The 18602-nt window shown below is 52.4% G+C and carries 21 protein-coding genes; all 21 read left to right on the top strand.

From position 1 onward, the window contains the following. The first annotated feature begins 14 nt into the window (after positions 1-14). A complete protein-coding gene (locus tag AYW79_RS06100; protein WP_067563208.1) occupies positions 15-623 on the top strand; it encodes a hypothetical protein in 609 nt (202 codons plus the stop codon). A 34-nt stretch (positions 624-657) separates the two neighbouring features. Further along, positions 658-1254: a SpoIIIAH-like family protein gene (locus AYW79_RS06095; protein WP_067563205.1), complete on the top strand. Its 597-nt coding sequence runs from the start codon at positions 658-660 to the stop codon at positions 1252-1254. A gap of 152 nt (positions 1255-1406) precedes the next feature. Then, positions 1407-1904: an acetyl-CoA carboxylase biotin carboxyl carrier protein gene (accB, locus tag AYW79_RS06090; protein WP_067563202.1), complete on the top strand. Its 498-nt coding sequence runs from the start codon at positions 1407-1409 to the stop codon at positions 1902-1904. Positions 1905-1942: 38 nt separating this feature from the next. Then, positions 1943-3283 (top strand): acetyl-CoA carboxylase biotin carboxylase subunit, encoded by a 1341-nt coding sequence (accC, locus tag AYW79_RS06085; protein ID WP_067563199.1) that lies wholly within the window; start codon positions 1943-1945, stop codon positions 3281-3283. A gap of 16 nt (positions 3284-3299) precedes the next feature. Beyond that, on the top strand, positions 3300-3719 hold the full coding sequence (locus AYW79_RS06080) for an Asp23/Gls24 family envelope stress response protein (protein ID WP_067563195.1): 420 nt from the start codon (positions 3300-3302) through the stop codon (positions 3717-3719). A 73-nt stretch (positions 3720-3792) separates the two neighbouring features. Beyond that, entirely contained in the window at positions 3793-4302 is a 510-nt protein-coding gene (locus tag AYW79_RS06075; protein ID WP_067563192.1) for an Asp23/Gls24 family envelope stress response protein, read from the top strand. Positions 4303-4319: 17 nt separating this feature from the next. Beyond that, positions 4320-4550, top strand: a complete 231-nt coding sequence (locus AYW79_RS06070) for a DUF2273 domain-containing protein (RefSeq protein WP_067563189.1) — start codon at positions 4320-4322, stop codon at positions 4548-4550. A gap of 37 nt (positions 4551-4587) precedes the next feature. After that, positions 4588-5028, top strand: coding sequence for a transcription antitermination factor NusB (gene nusB / locus AYW79_RS06065; protein ID WP_067563186.1), 441 nt, complete (start codon positions 4588-4590; stop codon positions 5026-5028). Then, a complete protein-coding gene (locus AYW79_RS06060; RefSeq protein WP_067563183.1) occupies positions 5025-6011 on the top strand; it encodes a tRNA (adenosine(37)-N6)-threonylcarbamoyltransferase complex transferase subunit TsaD in 987 nt (328 codons plus the stop codon). Before nusB ends, AYW79_RS06060 begins: the two co-directional genes overlap by 4 nt. A 118-nt stretch (positions 6012-6129) precedes the next feature. Beyond that, positions 6130-7146 carry an NAD(P)/FAD-dependent oxidoreductase gene (locus tag AYW79_RS06055; RefSeq protein ID WP_143216156.1) on the top strand — a complete coding sequence of 339 codons (1017 nt, stop codon included), beginning with the start codon at positions 6130-6132 and terminating at the stop codon, positions 7144-7146. Between the two features lie 54 nt (positions 7147-7200). Next, complete coding sequence (locus AYW79_RS06050) at positions 7201-8049, top strand: bifunctional 5,10-methylenetetrahydrofolate dehydrogenase/5,10-methenyltetrahydrofolate cyclohydrolase (RefSeq protein WP_067563180.1); 849 nt, start codon at positions 7201-7203, stop codon at positions 8047-8049. 13 nt (positions 8050-8062) lie between these two features. Then, the gene (xseA, locus tag AYW79_RS06045; protein WP_067563178.1) at positions 8063-9427 is read left to right on the top strand and encodes an exodeoxyribonuclease VII large subunit; all 1365 of its coding nucleotides are present in this window, start codon (positions 8063-8065) and stop codon (positions 9425-9427) included. Further along, positions 9402-9686: an exodeoxyribonuclease VII small subunit gene (xseB, locus tag AYW79_RS06040; RefSeq protein ID WP_067563175.1), complete on the top strand. Its 285-nt coding sequence runs from the start codon at positions 9402-9404 to the stop codon at positions 9684-9686. Before xseA ends, xseB begins: the two co-directional genes overlap by 26 nt. Continuing rightward, positions 9683-10573, top strand: coding sequence for a polyprenyl synthetase family protein (locus AYW79_RS06035; RefSeq protein ID WP_156481812.1), 891 nt, complete (start codon positions 9683-9685; stop codon positions 10571-10573). Before xseB ends, AYW79_RS06035 begins: the two co-directional genes overlap by 4 nt. Before the next feature lie 161 nt (positions 10574-10734). Next, positions 10735-12645: a 1-deoxy-D-xylulose-5-phosphate synthase gene (gene dxs / locus AYW79_RS06030; protein ID WP_067563172.1), complete on the top strand. Its 1911-nt coding sequence runs from the start codon at positions 10735-10737 to the stop codon at positions 12643-12645. Next, entirely contained in the window at positions 12645-13457 is an 813-nt protein-coding gene (locus AYW79_RS06025; protein WP_067563169.1) for a TlyA family RNA methyltransferase, read from the top strand. Before dxs ends, AYW79_RS06025 begins: the two co-directional genes overlap by 1 nt. Before the next feature lie 66 nt (positions 13458-13523). Next, the gene (locus AYW79_RS06020) at positions 13524-14033 is read left to right on the top strand and encodes a hypothetical protein (RefSeq protein WP_067563166.1); all 510 of its coding nucleotides are present in this window, start codon (positions 13524-13526) and stop codon (positions 14031-14033) included. Positions 14034-14146: 113 nt separating this feature from the next. Next, entirely contained in the window at positions 14147-15001 is an 855-nt protein-coding gene (locus AYW79_RS06015; RefSeq protein WP_067563163.1) for an NAD(+)/NADH kinase, read from the top strand. 38 nt (positions 15002-15039) lie between these two features. After that, positions 15040-15489 (top strand): transcriptional regulator AhrC/ArgR, encoded by a 450-nt coding sequence (ahrC, locus tag AYW79_RS06010; RefSeq protein ID WP_067563160.1) that lies wholly within the window; start codon positions 15040-15042, stop codon positions 15487-15489. 15 nt (positions 15490-15504) lie between these two features. Then, on the top strand, positions 15505-17190 hold the full coding sequence (gene recN / locus AYW79_RS06005; protein WP_067563158.1) for a DNA repair protein RecN: 1686 nt from the start codon (positions 15505-15507) through the stop codon (positions 17188-17190). Positions 17191-17346: 156 nt separating this feature from the next. Further along, entirely contained in the window at positions 17347-18462 is a 1116-nt protein-coding gene (spoIVB, locus tag AYW79_RS06000; RefSeq protein WP_067563154.1) for a SpoIVB peptidase, read from the top strand. The last annotated feature ends 140 nt before the right edge of the window (positions 18463-18602 follow it).

Here is an 18602-nt window from a genome sequence, read left to right as displayed (position 1 = left end):
GTGGGGGTGAGGTTGTGCAGGATCTCGTGCGACGCGTGCTCGCCAACAAATGGCTTGTTGCACTTTTGGCCATCGGACTCCTCCTTCTGGCGTTCGGCGCGTCGGGTGGTACAGGCAGCGGGGGCTCGCCGGGAAACGGTGCAACACCTGTGTCTGCGGTGACAGTGGGGCAAACGACGGCGACAAGCGGAACCTCATTTGGTGGCAATGCGGGCATGCGGTCGATCGTTTCGTACGAGAATTATTTAAACGGGAAGCTCACACACATGATTGACCAGATTTCAGGGATCAGTAACGCGCTTGTGATGGTGACCGTTGACTCTACGCCAATTGCGCAGTATGGGCAGAACAGCACGACAAGCCGGCAAACCTCGTCCCAGCAGGGAACAGGCGCGCAGACTTCGACGACCACGATCACAAATTCCAATCAACTGGTCATGTCATCCACCGCGTCGGGCGGAAATACGCCAGTGATCATTGATGAACAGATGCCGCACATTTCAGGTGTGTTTGTGATCGCAAAAGCGGCAGATACGATTCAAATGCAAGCAGAAATCACGAATGCGGTGCAGGACGCGCTTGGCATTCCGAGTTACGAGATTACCGTATTGCCGCGCCGCTAGGCGCGAATCCATGACACTAAAGGAGAGATCTACATTGGTTAAACGTCAAACGGTATGGCTGTCTGCAATGATGGTTTTTTCACTGATGCTCATCGGGTATTATACGCTTGGCACGGCGCCTGCGACGCCTGGTGGAAATTCAGTTTCGATAAACGGCGGCAGCAGTGGCACGCCGCAAACGTCCGTCAGTGCAGGTTCGAGTGGAACAAAAGTGACGACGTCGCCTGCGGCATCGACACCTGTAAAATCGCAAACGGTTCCTGTTTCGTCGAACAGCGCGTCTGACTGGTTCGTCTCGATGCAGATGAACCTTGAGAACTCACAGTCCAAACTGATTCAGACACTGCAATCGACCATTGGCGATCCGCGCGCCAGCAACACGGTCGTATCGCAGGCGTACAGTGAACTAAACGCGCTTCAGTCGCAGCAAGCGGCTGAAGGGAAGGTACATGAGCAACTCGTTGGTGCCGGGTATCCGGATTCCGTTGTGATCTATAACCCGCACGGCCGCATCCATGTCTATGTGCAGGCGTCTAAACTGACCGCGCTGCAGGCGGTGTCGATCATCAACACCGTTTCCCAAACGACCGGTGTTCAGTCGAACTTGATTACCGTTTCTGCGCACGCGTGAGAAGTGCGCAGAGAAGAGGACGTCACATGGGCGTCCTCTTTTCTTGCCACCGAAAATGCGTAAATATGGTATACTGAAATCAACTGGACCAGTCACCAGGATTTGGTGGTGATGGTCGACATCTCGTGCATATTCGATTTGGAGTGAACCGTTTGATTAAGGTCGGCGATATTCGTGAATTGATTCGACTGCTCGATGAGACGAGCTTGCATGAATTGCAACTTGAAGCAGGCGAAGTGAAGTTAATCCTCAAAAAGGCAGACATGGCGGCACCCGTAGTGCTTTCGACGTCTCACGTTACGCACGCTGCCCAGCCGATCCAAGAAGTTTCGCTTCCAGCCGCTTCGCCACAGCCTGTGCTTGAAGTGCCGAAAGAGCGTGAGCCTGCGGCGGTTGATCCGGAAATCGGGACAGTTTTGGTCAAATCGCCGATGGTTGGCACCTTCTACCGCTCGTCTTCGCCAAGTACCGCTCCCTATGTTGATCAGGGGAGCAAGGTCACGGAAAAGTCGGTGGTGTGTATTGTTGAAGCGATGAAGTTGATGAATGAAATTGAGGCTGATGTGCGCGGTGAAATTGTAGAAGTACTCGCCGAGAATGGACAACTTGTCGAATTTGGCCAGCCGCTTTTTCGCGTTAAACTCGCGTAGACTTGGCGAAGCTTCTTATCTTTGAACGGGAGGTTCCCATGTTTAAAAAAGTGTTGATCGCAAATCGCGGCGAGATCGCGGTGCGCATTCTTCGCGCGTGCCGTGAACTTGGCATTGCAACTGTTGCAATTTATTCAGAAGCGGATCGCGATGCGTTGCATGTGGCGATGGCGGATGAAGCCTATTGTGTAGGGCCAACTTCGAGCCGACAGAGTTACTTGAATATCGCGAACATCATGGCCGTTGCGACGTCCGTCGGCGCGGACGCGATTCACCCCGGGTACGGATTTTTATCTGAGAACAGTGATTTTGCAGAAGTGTGTGCCGCGGTGGGGGTTAAATTTATTGGACCGAGTCCACAGGCCATTGAGCAGATGGGCGATAAAGCGACTGCGAAAGCCACGATGAAACGCGCAAACGTGCCCACCGTTCCTGGAACGGAAGGACTCGTCGAGAGTGTGGAAGATGCCTTGGCGGTCGCCGATGAGATTGGGTATCCGGTGATCATCAAAGCGACGGCAGGCGGTGGCGGAAAAGGGATTCGCGTGGTACACTCGCGAGATGAGTTGCGCTCTGCCTTGTCGCTTGCCCAGTCCGAGGCTGGATCGGCGTTTGGAAACGCTGGCGTCTATCTCGAGAAGTTCCTCGTTCGTCCGCGCCACGTAGAGATTCAGGTGCTCGGCGATCAACACGGGCACGCGATACACCTGGGTGAACGGGACTGCTCTGTTCAACGCAGGCTGCAAAAATTGGTGGAGGAGTCACCTTCCCCTGCGCTTACGCAAGAGATTCGCGAGCGAATGGGGGCGGCGGCGGTCGCTGCCGCAAAGGCGGTACAGTATGAAGGTGCAGGAACGATCGAGTTTTTGCTTGATGAAGACGGATCGTTTTATTTTATGGAAATGAACACGCGGATACAGGTTGAACACCCTGTGACAGAGTGGGTGACAGGCATCGATCTCGTTCAGGAACAGATTCGAATTGCCTATGGCCACCCACTGCGCTATCGTCAAGAAGATGTAGTACAGCGCGGGCACGCGGTGGAATGTCGCATAAACGCAGAAGACCCTGATAAAAATTTCATGCCTTCTCCGGGGAAAATTATAGGCTATGTTCCTCCAGGCGGCTTTGGTGTTCGGGTGGATAGTGCGGCGTATACCGGGTATACCGTGACGCCATTTTACGACTCGATGATTGCAAAGCTGATCGTATGGGCTCCAACGAGACAGGAGGCGCTCGATCGAATGAAACGCGCTTTGCAAGAGTTTCAAATTGAAGGCGTGCGCACGACGATTGGCTTTCATCTGCGTCTACTCGAACATCCCGCATTTGTTGCAGGAGATGTCAACACGCGCTTTTTGGAAAACCACACGGTGTGACGGAGGGGATACAAAAATGGCGATTGAATCGGGTATTGTGCATGCGGAAGATACAGGGTTGCAAGGAACGGGGACGACGCAGATCGCGAATGAGGTGATCGCCGTCATTGCGGGACTCGCGGCGACAGAAGTGCGCGGCGTATCCGACATGAGCGGCGGCATTGTCGGTGGTATCGCAGAGCGTCTCGGACGCAAAAATCTCAGCAAAGGTGTGCGAGTTGACGTCACTCCTGACGAACAACAGTGCACGATTGACCTTGCGATCATTGCGGAGTATGGATATCGCATCCCGGATGTCGCCCGTGAGATTCAAGAAGGTGTAAAGCGCGCGATCGAATCAATGACAGGGCTTGAGGTATTGGGGGTCAATGTGAGTGTACTCGGCATTTCTTTTCGTGTCGAGGAACGAACAGATGAAGAGAAGGTTCGCGTCTAGCGCGGTGGGGGAATGCGCTTAAAAAACTCATTCATACGAAATGAGACGTGAACGCGAGAAGAGGGATGCAGATTTGGGTGCGTGGTATACGAGACTCTACGGCATATGCATTTTGCTGATCCTAGCCTGGTATGTGCTTGAACTGGTAAAGGTCCCCTTGGTAGTTGGCTTAACGCACGATATGCTCGTCGCGGTGGGACCCATGTGGATTGTGCTTGGTGTCTTGCTTATTATGACGATTTTGCTCTTTTTTGCACCGGCGCGTTCGACGAAGGTTCACAGTTTTGTCAAGGCGACACCGACGGGTGAAGTGCGCATTGGCTTTGCCGCGGTGCGTGATGTGGCAAGCCGCACCGCGCGGCAAATCTCCGGGGTTGATCGATTGAAGACGACGATCTCCGACACGGAAGGCGGACTCGTCATCTCGATGCGTATTCGAGCAACGGCGGGTGTCAATCTCACAGATATGTCGGAAACGATTCAGGCGCGCGTGATGGATGCGGTTAAGAATGCGACTTCGCTTTCGGTCTACGCCGTTCACGTACAAGTGTCAGAACTCTCTCCAGAGCCCACTAAGGCTTAAAATGGAGGTGCAATGCCGTGGAGCGTTTGTGGGAACGGATCAAACGGCTGCGCGTTCTGCCCGGTCGCTACAAGGGTATGGCGCTTGGCGTTTTGGTGTGGGTTTTTATTGAATTCTTCGGTTTTTTTTCAACCCTTTTATTGGCTGCGCTGATGGTCATAGGATTTGCTGTTGGACGCATCTTTGATCGGCCGCACGAATGGGAAGAATGGGTGAAGCGATTGCTTCAATCTGATCCGTATGAATAATTTGCTGTGGTTTTGCAGGTGAAGTGGAGGTAGGAAGATGAGTCGTCACGGCTCGAGGGAATTGGCGTTGCAAGCGCTCTATCATTTAGATTTGAACCGTGTCGAGTGGGAGCAAGCTGTCGCAATGACACGCGCAATGATTGAGAGCATTGATTACGATGAAACGTATCTGGCGCAGTTGATGAACGGCATTACAGATCATCAAGAAATGATTGATAAAATTCTCGATCGCTATAGTCAGGATTGGGACGTGGATCGGATGCCCGGCGTTGATCGCAACATTCTTCGCATCGGTGCGTTTGAATTGCTCTATGGACAAGATATCCCACCTGCTGTCGCGATGAACGAGGCTGTTGAATTGTCTAAGACCTACGGCACGGAGCGTTCTGCGCGCTTTGTCAACGGCGTACTCGCAGGAGTGCTGCGCGATCTGTCAGATCTTCACGGCGAGACTCAGGTAAACGGTCAAACACCATGAGGGACGCCGCGATTTTTATCGGTCTTGACACTAGCAATTACACGACCTCTTTTTGTGCTGTATCGGCAAGCGGGGACATCGTTTTTGAGAAACGCCTTCTCCTTGATGTGCCAAACGGCGCGCGCGGTCTTCGCCAGTCTGAGGCGCTGTTTCAGCATGTTCAGAGACTGCCGTCCTTTTTTTTAGCTTGTTCGGAACACCTAGAGGGGAAATGGATCGCAGGCATCGCGTGTAGCGACGCGCCGCGCAGAATCGCGGGTTCTTATATGCCTGTGTTTCTCGCGGGACGTTTGGGGGCGGAGGCGCTGGCGCTAGGGGCTGGCGTGGAATGCTTAAAAACATCCCATCAATCCGGTCATTTGGCAGCCGGCGTAAAGACGGTGGGGTGGATGCGTGATGGGGGGGTTCAGCCCTTTCTCGCGATCCACGCATCGGGTGGTACGACCGATTTGCTTCACGTCTCGTTTGACGGAAGCGATTTTTGTGTCGAAACACTCGGTTCTAGCCTTGATCTGCATGTCGGGCAATTTGTTGATCGCATAGGTGTCAGTCTCGGATTGCCATTTCCGGCGGGCGCAAAGCTTGAGGTATTGGCGCAGGCGCACCCGGACGATCTTCCACTGCTCGAATTGCCGAGTGTGGTAAAGCAAGGTTCTCCAAGCTTTTCAGGTCCACTCGCGGCGCTTGAGCGTGCGCGCAACGCTAACGTAACGGATGCACAACTTGCGGCATCTGTTTTCCGCGTGATTGCCAATACCTTTGAAAAGATGATTCGTTTCGCCGTTGAAAAAACAGGAACACGCCGCGTCTTGCTCGTGGGTGGGGTCGCTTCAAATCAACGCATCAAAAACCGCTTGCAAAAACGGTTTTTTGTTCAGAACAGCGGACACGGCGCGATTGACCTTCAACTGTGCGATCCATTCTATGCTTCTGACAATGCGTACGGGGTGGCGTTACTCGCGGCGTGGCAGAATCCTTTGTGACACCTGCGTGACACTCGCGATTTTTGTTCAAAGACGCGAGATATCGTCACAGTAGAATCCTGTAGTATACTACTCGCGTGCATGATCGTATTTTTACGTGATCTGGAGGGGACGGAAGATGTCAACACCGATGGAAGTTAAGGATCGCACTGATACGAAAGTCTATGATATCACAGTGATTGGCGGCGGCCCAACTGGACTTTTTACTGCGTTTTACGCAGGCATTCGCGATGCGAGTACAAAGATTATCGATAGCCTCCCGCAACTCGGAGGGCAACTCTCAGAATTGTACCCGGAAAAGTACATTTACGATGTGGCCGGATTTCCCAAAGTCAAGGCAATGGATTTGGTTGATCAACTTGTTGAACAAACGAAACAGTACCACCCGACCCTTTGTTTGAGTGAGAAAGTGACCGGACTTGTCAAACGTGACGACCAAGTGTTTGAGTTAACCACGGATCGCGGTGTTCACTATTCAAAAACAGTGATCATTACAGGTGGGATTGGCGCATTCACCCCGAAGCCGCTTCCGGTTTCTAATGCCAAAGCGTTTGAAGGCAAAGGTATTTATTATTATGTTGATGACATGAAAAAGTTTACAGGTAAGCGCGTCGTGGTCGTCGGTGGCGGAGATAGCGCGGTTGATTTCGCATTGATGCTCGAGCATGTAGCAAAGCAGGTTATTCTTGTGCATCGCCGCGATCAGTTTAGGGCGCACGAAGAAAATGTAAAGACGCTTCACGCTTCGGGCGTCGACGTAAAAACGTTCTATGAAGTTCAAGCGCTTGAGGGTGAGAATTGGCTGTCGCACGTGACGCTCGTCGAGAATCGCAGCAAGGAAACGATTCGGGTTGAAGCTGACGCGATTGTGAGCAGTTTGGGCTTCTCCGCATCGCTTGGCCCGATTCTCAATTGGGGCCTTACGATTGAGGATAATGCGATCGTTGTGGACACTCGAATGGGGACAAACATTCCTGGCGTTTTTGCAGCGGGGGATATCGTGACGTATCCAGGTAAGATCAAGTTGATAGCGACAGGATTTGGCGAAGCGCCAACGGCTGTCAATCACGCAAAAATCTATCTTGACCCAGCTTCAAAGCTGCATCCGGGGCACAGCAGCAGTCGCAAAGGTTGAGTGATGGGGCGATCGCAGTTGTGATCGCCCCTGAGCCGTATGGAGGGGATTTGAATCGGAACGATCATTGATGGTGCTCACTGGGCGGATATCAGCCGTCAAGAGACAGCGCAAAAGGTACATGCCTTAAAAAAAGAGGGAGTCACGCCGCACCTCGTTGTTCTACTGATCGGGGATCATCCCGCATCCGCGAGCTATGTCCGCGGGAAAGAGAAGGCCGCACAGAGTGTTGGCATCGCGTCTGACATCATGCGTTTTCCGGCGGAAACAGAGGAGCAAGTCATTCTTGACACGCTTGATCGGTTGAATCAAGATCCGCTCGTACACGGCATTCTGGTGCAATTGCCGCTCCCGGCGCACATGAACGAACAACGCGTAGTAGCGCGCGTCGCGTTTGAAAAAGATGTGGACGGTTTTCATGAGCGGAATGTTGGCGCACTTTCGATTGGAACGAACCGCATGGTGCCTTGTACACCGCTTGGCGTTATGGAGCTTCTACGCTATGAGCAGATTGATCTTGCAGGAATGCATGCGGTAGTCATCGGGCGCTCAAACATCGTAGGTAAACCGATGGCCAATCTTCTTTTACAGGCAAACGCCACCGTGACCATTTGTCACTCTCGAACAAAAAACATGCGCGATTGGACGAGACAGGCGGATCTGCTCGTCGCGGCGGTTGGAATCCCGCGGTTTGTAACAGCCGATGATGTAAAAAAAGGCGCTGTCGTCATCGATGTAGGTATCAATCGCGTCGATGGTAAAATTTGTGGAGATGTCGATTTTTCATCGGTTGAATCTGTCGCTTCAAAAATCACGCCCGTTCCAAAAGGCGTGGGTCCAATGACCATCGCGATGCTGTTGTCAAACACGGTGCGCGCGGCACAGATGCAACAGCAGGGGTAAGGGGTTTTTTTCCATGGAACGTGTCCTCAGTGTTTTTGAATTGACGCAAACCGTGAAGACCGTCCTCACGCGCACGCCTGATTTGCAAAACGTATCTGTGCGCGGTGAGATTTCGAATTTTAGTAAGCCGCAGAGTGGGCATCTCTATTTTACATTAAAAGATGCACTATCGCGCGTTAAAGTGGTCATGTTTGTCAGTCGTACGCGCGCCTTGCGCGTCGAATTGCGCGATGGCATGAGTGTGGTCGTGAAGGGCTCTATCGACGTGTTTGAACGTTCAGGCGAATATCAAATGTATGCGGATGAAATTGTGCCAGACGGCGTTGGCGCACTTTATATCGCGTATGAGCAGTTAAAAGAAAAATTGCAGGCAGAAGGTCTGTTCGAAGCGTCGCGCAAGCACGCATTGCCGACGTTTCCTACCCGCATCGCACTCGTCACGTCGCCGACTGGTGCGGCGGTTCGCGATATGCTGACAACGCTTGGCAGACGCTTTCCGCTCACGGAAGTCGTGATCGTGCCGGTGGCGGTTCAAGGCGCGGAGGCATCTGTACAGATCGCGGAGGGTATTCGGCTCATATCCGATCACAACCTTGCGGATGTGATGATCGTAGGGCGAGGCGGCGGTTCCTTTGAGGAACTGTTTGCGTTTAGTTCAGAATTGGTTGTGCGCGCTATCGCGTCATCGCGCATCCCGGTCATTTCTGCGGTCGGTCACGAGACTGATGTGACGCTTGCCGATTTTGTCGCCGACCGGCGCGCGCCTACGCCGACTGGCGCGGCGGAACTCGCGACGCCGGATGGCGGTGCGCTACTTCATCACCTTGAACAGGCGCAGACGCGCATGACATCTACCGTGACCCTGCATATCAAACAGGCGTACGCCCGATTTGAGCGGGTGGCTTCACGCCAAGTCCTCGCAGAACCGCTGCGCGCGTTTGACGGGTTTCATCAGCGTGTTGATCATCTGGAGCGACAACTCGACGGCGGTGTGAAAGGTCGAATTTCGGGAGCTGTCCGCCGCTTGGATGGTCTGGAGCTTCGCCTTTCGAAAAGTGCCCCGTTTGACCGCGTCGCACAAATGAGACGAACGCTTGACCACTTGACAGAGCGCCATGAGCGAGCGCTGCAAAGGTTTCTTGAGGCTGCGCACCAAAGGATCACGCGGGCAAATGCGTATCTCGAATTGCTCAATCCGTTGGCGGTACTCGATCGCGGGTACGCGGTTGTTCAGAGTAGAAAAAAGGATGAACAGGTGATTACGTCCATCGCGCAAGTGCAACCAGGGGATGCTGTGACACTGCGTATGATGGATGGCACGCTGGACTGCCAGGTATGGGGGGTTTTTGACGATGAAGCAACAGGAGAACGACGCTGATCAAGCGACATCTTCGTCTCTTGATGAACAACAGGTGCCCTTTGAGTCGGCGCTGGCGCGACTTGAAGAGGTTGTGAGAATGCTTGAGAGTGGCGAATTGTCACTGGATGCGGCTCTTTCAACCTATCAGGAGGGAATGCAATTGGTCGGAATTTGCCGAGCGCGTCTGCAGAATGCAGAACAGCGCGTTGAGCAGGTCACATCTTCAAAAGGGGAACTTTTACGCACTGCGTTTTTGGTGGAGGAGATCAAGGGTTGATTCAGACGGTGGAGCAGCAATGGAGCCAGATGCGTGATGTCATTGAGAAATCGCTTCTCTCGTTTCTCCCTGAGCGGAGTTTGAGCGCCGCGCGTTTGCTTGATGCCATGACGTATAGTTTGCTTGGCGGCGGAAAACGACTCCGACCCACACTGCTTCTCATGACGGCGCGCGCGTGCGGGCTGCCTATCGATCGTGTACTGCCAACTGCCTGCGCAGTTGAGATGATCCACACCTATTCACTCATACACGATGATTTGCCGGCAATGGATAATGATGACTATCGTCGCGGTAAACTGACAAACCATAAACAATTTGATGAGGCGACCGCCATTCTTGCGGGGGACGCGCTACTTACGCTCGCATTTGAAACCATCTTGCTCACCGAGGTTGACGCGCAGACGCGTTTGTTTCTCGTACGTGAGCTTTCCCAGGCGAGCGGGGCGCGCGGTATGGTGGCGGGCCAAATGCTTGACCTCTTGGCAGAGGGAAAGCGTATTACGGATGAACAGCTTGTGGAGATTCACGCGAAAAAAACAGGCGCCCTTTTGCGCGCGTCTGTGCGCATGGGCGCGCTCGCAGCCGAAGTCAATCAGGAGACGTTATGCGCCCTTACGATTTATGCGGAGTCGATCGGGCTGGCGTTTCAAATTCAGGATGACATTTTGGATGTCACGGGGGACGTCTTGCTTCTAGGAAAACAGACTGGTGCCGATCTCGCGCTGCAAAAGGCTACATACCCAGCGCGCTATGGCCTTGCTGGTGCGCGAGACCGTGTAAAGGAACTCACACAGCGAGCGGTCAATGCGATTCAGGAACCAAACCTTGACTTGGAGGCGAGCACGCTGATTGATCTCGCATACCTTTTAACAGAGCGCGTTTTTTAAGTGGAGTTTCATCACGCGCGCAAGGGTTGCGTCGACCCTTGCCTGTGCTATACTTTTATTCGTAAGTTTATGTTTTTAGCGCGTACAATTTCTCGAAGATGAATGCTTTTAACTGCGATGATATGCACTTTGTTGTACAACTGAAAGGACGGCGCTGCCGGATGCTTGAAATCATAAAGGATCCTTCGGACGTAAAAACATTATCACGTGACGAACTCCAGCAACTCGTCGCTGAAACCCGACAATTTCTCATTGAACAAATCATGGCAGTCGGCGGTCATTTTGGATCGAATCTCGGTGTCGTGGAGCTTACTGTAGCGCTGCACTATGTATTTGATTCACCGCGTGACCGCATCTTGTGGGATGTAGGGCACCAAGCGTATGCGCATAAAGTACTCACTGGAAGACAGGCGCAGTTTCCCACACTGAGACAATACGGCGGCATGGCGGGGTTTCCAAAGCGCAATGAGAGTCCGCACGATTTTTTTGGCGTCGGTCACGCGAGCACGTCGATCTCGGCCGCGCTTGGGATGGCGGTGGCTCGCGATTTGCGTGGTGAGAATCACCACGTCGTAGCGGTCATCGGCGATGGCGCGATGACAGGTGGTATGGCGTTTGAAGCGTTGAACCATGCAGGAGATCTCAAAAAGAGGCTCATTGTCATTCTTAACGACAATGAGATGTCGATCGCGCCAAATGTCGGTGCGGTGTCGCAGTATTTGACGAAACTGCGCACGGACCCACACTATGGTCGCATGAAGAGTGAGATTGAGACACTACTTAAAAAAATTCCCGCGATTGGCCATAAACTGGCAGGCGCCGCAGAACGCGCAAAAGACAGTCTTAAGTATTTCATGGTGCAAGGCGCGCTGTTCGAAGAGTTCGGCTTTAAATACTTTGGCCCTATCAACGGTCACGATCTGTCATCCGTGCTCTCTATTCTTGAACAGGCGAAGGAACTCACAAGTCCTGTGCTGATTCACGTGGTCACGCAAAAGGGAAAAGGGTATCCTTCTGCAGAAACAGCGCCCGACAAACTTCACAGTGTAGGCGGTGCGGTGACAAAACCGAAAAAAGCAACGCCGAGTTACACGCAAGTCTTCGCGGATGCGCTGACTGAACTTGCACGCACGGACGAACGGATCGTCGCGATCACAGCTGCCATGCCGAGCGGAACGGGGCTGAATCGCTTTGCGGCAGAATTTCCAGAGCGCTGCTTTGATGTCGGCATCGCAGAGCAACACGCGGCAACGTTTTGCGCTGGGCTTTCCACGGCGGGTATGAGACCTGTTTTCGCCGTCTACAGCACATTTTTACAGCGTGCCTACGATCAGGTCATTCACGACATCTGCATTCAAAATTTGCCTGTCGTCTTTGCGATTGATCGGGCAGGGTTGGTAGGTCCTGACGGTGAAACGCACCAGGGCGTCTTTGACGTGGCGTTTCTTCGCACAGTGCCTAACATGACGATTATGATGCCAAAAGATGAGGGTGAGCTTCGACACATGCTGTTTACGTCGCTGACACTTCAGGGGCCAGTGGCGGTTCGCTACCCGCGCGAAGACGGTCGCGGTGTCGCGCTTGACCAACCGTTTATGCGACTGCCAATCGGCGTGTCAGAAATTGTACGCGAAGGGTCTGATGTAGCCCTGCTGGCGCTCGGACCGATGGTTGCGGTAGCCGAGAACGCAGCGCTTATGCTCAATCAGCGTGGAATCTCTGCGCTCGTGATCAATTTGCGTTTTGTAAAGCCGCTCGATGAAGCGATGCTTTTGCGCCTGGCACACTCTGACATGCCGATCGTGACGCTCGAAGAGGCGAGTGCGGCAGGCGGTGTGGGCGGTGCCATTCTCGAATTCTACGCGACGCACGACCTGTCGGTGCGGGTACATCCGATTGGTATCGCGGATCATTTTGTGGAACACGGCTCGCGTGAAGAACTCCTTCACCACGTTGGCTTGACGGCAGATCATGTTGCCCGCGAGGCAGAGACTTTGCTTCATCGACCGCTGAGTGAGGCGCAGACGCGTGTCGAAAAGCGCAACATTTCGCCGCGTCTCGTGAAAAAATAATGGAAAAAGAACGTGCCGATGTGTTACTTGTTCGCGCTGGATTGGCCGAGACGCGTGAAAAAGCGCGCAGATTGATCATGGCAGGTCTCGTCTATCAAAAGACGGAGCGCGTGGACAAACCCGGAACTAAACTACCACTTAATCAAGATCTCTCCATAAAAGGTGAAGTCCCTCGCTACGTTAGCCGAGGTGGACTAAAACTTGAAAAGGCGCTCAACGTCTTTGACGTGGATGTAAAAGATCAAACGGTTCTCGATGTAGGTGCATCAACCGGCGGATTTACTGATTGTGCTTTGCAACACGGCGCAAACTGTGTGTACGCCGTCGATGTGGGCTACGGTCAATTAGCGTGGAAAATTCGCCAGGACCCACGTGTGGTTGTCATGGAGCGAACCAATTTTCGCTATGCAGATGTGACGCGGTTTGAACCGCATCCCACCTTTGCGGTGATGGATGTATCTTTTATTTCAATTGTGACGCTCATGCCAAAATTGTGCGAGATTTTGCGAAAAGGGGAGTCCCTGGTTTCACTTATTAAACCGCAGTTCGAGGCGGGTCCGTCTCGCGTCGGTAAGGGTGGCATTGTCCGAGAGGCGAGTGTGCATGCGGCTGTGCTCCACGAAATCATTGAAGGTGCAGCGCGCGTGGGCATGCGCTTGCTCGCCCTCGATTATTCTCCAATCACGGGGGGAGACGGTAATCTAGAATTTCTAGGACATTTTGTCTGTGCAGATCCACAGGAAATCCGCGCAGACCCTGTGCAAATCGATAGCGTTGTCCAAATGGCGCATAACCAATTTGTTCGATCGTGAGTGTGGCGATCCCATGCAGGATTTTTCCAGATGAATCGCGAACAGGAATGGTCTGGGGGATGAATCATGGCTGTGATCGCGATTTTGACAAGCGTAACCGTTCTCTACCTTTTTTTACGTTCTCGTTTTCGCAATGCGTCTTGGGAAAGCGATCAGCCCGAGTCACAGCGCGAACGCTTTGTGTACGCATCTGAAGTTTTGCAAACGATAGGGTTTAAAATACTTGACGAACGCATCGCTCACGAGGCGATCACGTACTTTGGCCACCGTAAGTTTTCGAGTTATCTTCTCGCTGATTTTATTGTGGAAAAAGATGGACAGCCTTGTCCTGTGCGAGTCAAACGACTGCGCGATCCGGAGCGCGTAAGCGGTGCTTGGCTGCGATCGCATGTGATGCCGCTTTATGTGATTTATGACGCGCCTGTTGGCCTCTTGCAACCAGAAACGCATGAATTGACATGGGTCGATTTTTCGCTTGAAGTTTCGAGTCGTTTACGTTATCGAAAGTGGAGAATGCGCTTACTCTGGCTGTGTATCGGTGCTGTGCTCGGCTTTGCGCTTGCGCAGTCTCATTGATGGGGAGATTACTTTCGGACCTGACTTTTATCCGTCTATTGTGACCATTCAAAGGCGTGTGGATTTGTTGTTTCGCGGCAAGTTTGAGACGGAGCGTGGGAAGGGGTTTACGTGTGACTCAAAAGATTGGTGTGCTGTGCAATCATACGAAGCAAAACGCGATAGAAGTCGCTTCTCGAATTGTTCATGCAGTTCAACAGTGCGGCGGTCTCGTCTATACGGATCCACGATGTGCGACTTCCCTTGGTCGTGAAGAACTCGCCATGAACCCTGAACAATTCGCAGATCACGTGGACGTCCTCTTTGTTTTAGGGGGAGATGGAACGCTGCTCGGAGCAGCTCGCCAATTTTCGTGCTATGAGATACCGATGATTGGCATCAACATTGGGCATCTGGGATTTTTATCAGAGGCAGATCCGGGCGATTTAGAGAAGGCGGTCTCGCGCGTCCTCAAGGGAGACTATACGCTTGAGCGACGCATGATGATTGAGACAAAAGTGTGGCGTGACGGGCAGTATGTCCACAAAGGCGTTGGACTAAACGATGCGGGGATTGGCAAGGGTGCGCTCGGCAGAATGATTGGGGTTCGCGTCGCGGTAGATCAAGAAGTGTATGAAGAATTCACAGGGGACGGTCTGATCGTCTCGACGCCAACCGGATCGACCGCGTATTCTCTCTCATGCGGTGGTCCGATCGTTTTGCCGCACCTTCAGGTGATCTTGATTACACCGATTTGTCCACACAAGCTCGTGGCGCGTCCCTGTGTGATTGACGCGAATCAGCGCGTTTCAGTCACCGTGTTTGCTAATCACAATGATTTTGGACTCACGGTAGATGGGCAGGTTGGATTCGCGCTTATGTCAGGCGATCGAATTGATATTACGCGCGCATCGTGCGATACAGTATTGGTACGCTTGCATGATCAATCTTTTTTCTCCATTCTCCAATCCAAACTGCGCGGAGATTGAAATAACCACAATGGAAAGATAGAGGGTAGGTCGATAACGTGAAGGGTCAACGACTTTTGAAAATTCGAGAAATTATAACCGAGCGCGTCATTGAAACACAAGATGAGCTGGTGGATGCTTTGCGCGATGCGGGTTTTCAAGTAACGCAAGCAACCATTTCAAGGGACATCAAGGAGATGCATCTGATCAAGACGCCAACTGCGGACGGAGGGTATAAATATTCACTTCCTACGGCTCCGTCCACGATTCAACCCGATGTAAAACTTCACCGCCTGCTCAATGACGCGTTTGTGGCGATTGACAGTGCGATGAATCAGGTGATCATGCGCACGATTCCCGGTAATGCGCACGCAGTTGCCTTTTTATTTGACACGTTGGACTGGCCGGAGGTATTAGGCACAGTGGCGGGGGATGACACCATCCTTTTCGTCTGTCGCTCGAATGAAGCGGCAGAAATGGTCATTGAGCGTGTGAAGGGGTTGCTTTAAAAAGGGGGATCGGGTTTGCTGCGTCATATTCGTGTTACCAATCTGGCGTTGATCGAATCACTCGAATTGGCGTTTGAAGAAGGGTTTACCTGTTTAACCGGTGAAACGGGGGCGGGGAAGTCCATTCTCCTTGACGCGGTCGGCCTGCTTCTTGGCGCGCGAGCGAGTAGTGAACTCGTGAGAACGGGAGAAGTGCGCGCGCATGTCGAAGGCATTTTTGATCTTCGCGATGATGTTTTACAACGTATGGAACCGCTACTCACTGAGCAAGGTATAGAACTGGATGACAAGGAATTGTTGATCTCACGCGATGTGAATGTAAACGGAAAAACAGTGGCTCGCGTCAATGGCCGCCTCGTGAGTGTGCAAGTTCTACGCCAATTGGGTCAGATGCTTGTAGAGCAACTCGGACAACACGACCACACGTCACTCATGCGCAAGGAAGAGCATCTTGTCTTGCTTGATACATACGGGCGGGAGTCGCTCGAACATCTGTTGGAATCTTACCGTGAAGCGTTTTCACATCTTCACAGTCTTGAACGCGATTTGAAGAGAGCGATTCAAAGTGAGAAGGAGCGCGTGCGTAAGATCGATCTTTTGCAGAGTCAGATCCGCGAGATTGAAGATGCGCGACTCAAGCCAAGTGAGGATGTGCGGCTGCGGGAGCTTCGGACAAAAATGCGTCACGTGGGTAAACTACGCTCAACGATAGACGACGTGTACGAGTCGATCTATGAAGGGACCCATGCGGCACAAGGAATCGAAGCTGCACTTTTCACGCTGCTTGAAGAGATCCGTAGCGTGCTCGAGTTGGATCCATCCCTTCGCGAGCTGTTATCGCTGTTAGAAGTCGCTCAGGTGAATGTATCGGAGGCAGCTTCGTTTATTCGCGCATATCGCTCATCCATCGATTTTCAACCGGAAAAGTTGTCTCGGCTTGAAGATCGTCTTGCACTGATCGAACGTATGCAGAAAAAATACGGTGACACGACGGAAGAGATCACGAGGTTTGCAAAACAGGCGCAAGAAGAATTGGACGAACTTATTCATCACGAGGAGCGTATCAAGACACTTCGCGATGATTTACTGCAAGCACAGGCGAGCGTTGCAGTGATCGGAGAAGCGCTTCACGAGGAGCGTATCAAGGTGGCGCGTGAACTTGAGCGTGAAATTACCGATGTTCTCCACGCGCTCGTGATGCCTAATGTCGCGTTGACATTCTCTATTCGACGTGTAGAACCGCGCGCAGATGGTCTGGATGATCTGGAACTGCTTTTTAGTGCGAACCGTGGAGAGATGGTCAAACCACTCACAAAAATCGCGTCTGGCGGTGAACTGGCGCGTCTCATGCTCGCGCTTTCAGCGGTCATGACAGGGAAGAATCCCGTGATGACGCTGGTATTTGACGAGATTGACACAGGGATTTCTGGCCAAGCTGCGCAAGCAGTGGCAAGGTTTATGAAGCAAATCGCTACGCGCCATCAGGTGTTTTGTGTCACGCATCTCGCGCAGACTGCAGCAATTGCGAATCACCATTTTCATATTGAAAAGACGACGCATGAAGGACGCACCAAGACATCGGTGCGCGAACTCAAAGAAGAGGACCGCGTTGAAGAATTGGCGCGCATGATGGGAGGATTGAACGCTTCTGATACGACGCGCGCACAGGCCATGGAAATGCTCGGTCACTCTTCTCATTGAAATGGAAAGATTGCTTCAGGGAAAGAATACGTACACTTCAAGGTTCCGTCAAGTTCTGATGGTTTCTCCTCATTGAACCATGTTTTGTGCATCATTCCCCTCGCAGCGTCGGGCAGACTAAGCGCACGATGAACAACACGCTGAAGGGGGATCCAAATGAAGCAGATGATCCGTATGCTCTCAATTCTTCTTTGCGCCACCCTCTTCATGATGGGATCTGCGCCTCAGGCGACACACGCCGCGAGTGGATGGACGTGGGCACCTCACTTCTGGTCGCATGCGAGTGCAGCGCCTTCTTCCTATTATGCCGTGCCTGGAGGTCAATCGATTGGTATTAAACTTCACGCGCAGGGTGTACTCGTCGTCGGGTATCATTTCATCCATCAGGGTAAGGTTTCGTTAAGTCCAGCACAGCGTGCGCACGTGCGCATCGGCGACATGATCACGTCCATTGATGGACAACCTGTCAATGCAATTGAACAAGTTACGCAGTGTGTAAACAATGCGGCCGCGTTGCATCGCACCGCAACGTTTCACGTCATCCGCCAAAAAGCGCCGCTAGCCATCCATGTAAAACCAGAGTTTGACGATGACTCAGGCGGATATCGCATCGGACTGTTCATCCGAGATACGGCATCAGGCGTTGGAACGCTCTCGTTTTATCTTCCAAAGACGAATCAGTTTGGGGCGCTTGGGCATGTGATCACAGACGTTGACACAGGGGAACCGATCCTTGGTCGGGGACAGATCGTGCACGCATCAGTGACTTCAATCGAACGTGGGGAGAGTGGGCAACCGGGTGAAAAGAGAGGATCGTTTGTCAATGATCATCGGGTGCTTGGAACCATCGAGGACAATCACGAATTCGGGGTTTTTGGCAGACTGATGAGTCCTCCGGGTGACACCGTTTTAAATAAACCGATCGAAGTCGCACGACTCGAACAAGTCCATGCAGGTCCTGCTCAACTTCTAACAGTCATCTCTGGTCAGCGCGTCGAATCATTTCGCGTTATGGTTGTGCGCACGCTTCGTCAAGACCACCCGGAGAGTAAAGGATTAGTCATAAAAGTGGTCGATCCTGTGCTTCTCGCCAAAACGGGTGGAATTGTGCAAGGCATGTCCGGAAGTCCTTTGCTGCAAGATGGGCGATTGATTGGAGCTGTGACACATGTTTTCGTGAATGACCCAACCCAAGGGTATGGCATCTATGCTTTGTGGATGGTGCAAAAAGCTGTTCACATACATCTTCAACACCCGCGAGAGGCAGCCTGATCGGGCACCTCTCTTTTTTTAAACCATCATTTTCTACACGTTTGTCGAATATTGTCTGAATCCCCCGATAAATTTTTTCGCGAAATGGCAAGGAAGGAAGAATTGAATGTCGAATTAGAGAAGAGTCAGGCATTTAGGGG

The organism is Ferroacidibacillus organovorans, assembly GCF_001642725.1.
In the GTDB taxonomy this organism is placed as follows: Bacteria; Bacillota; Bacilli; order Alicyclobacillales; family SLC66; genus Ferroacidibacillus; species Ferroacidibacillus organovorans.
This window is presented reverse-complemented; position numbering and strand designations above follow the sequence as displayed.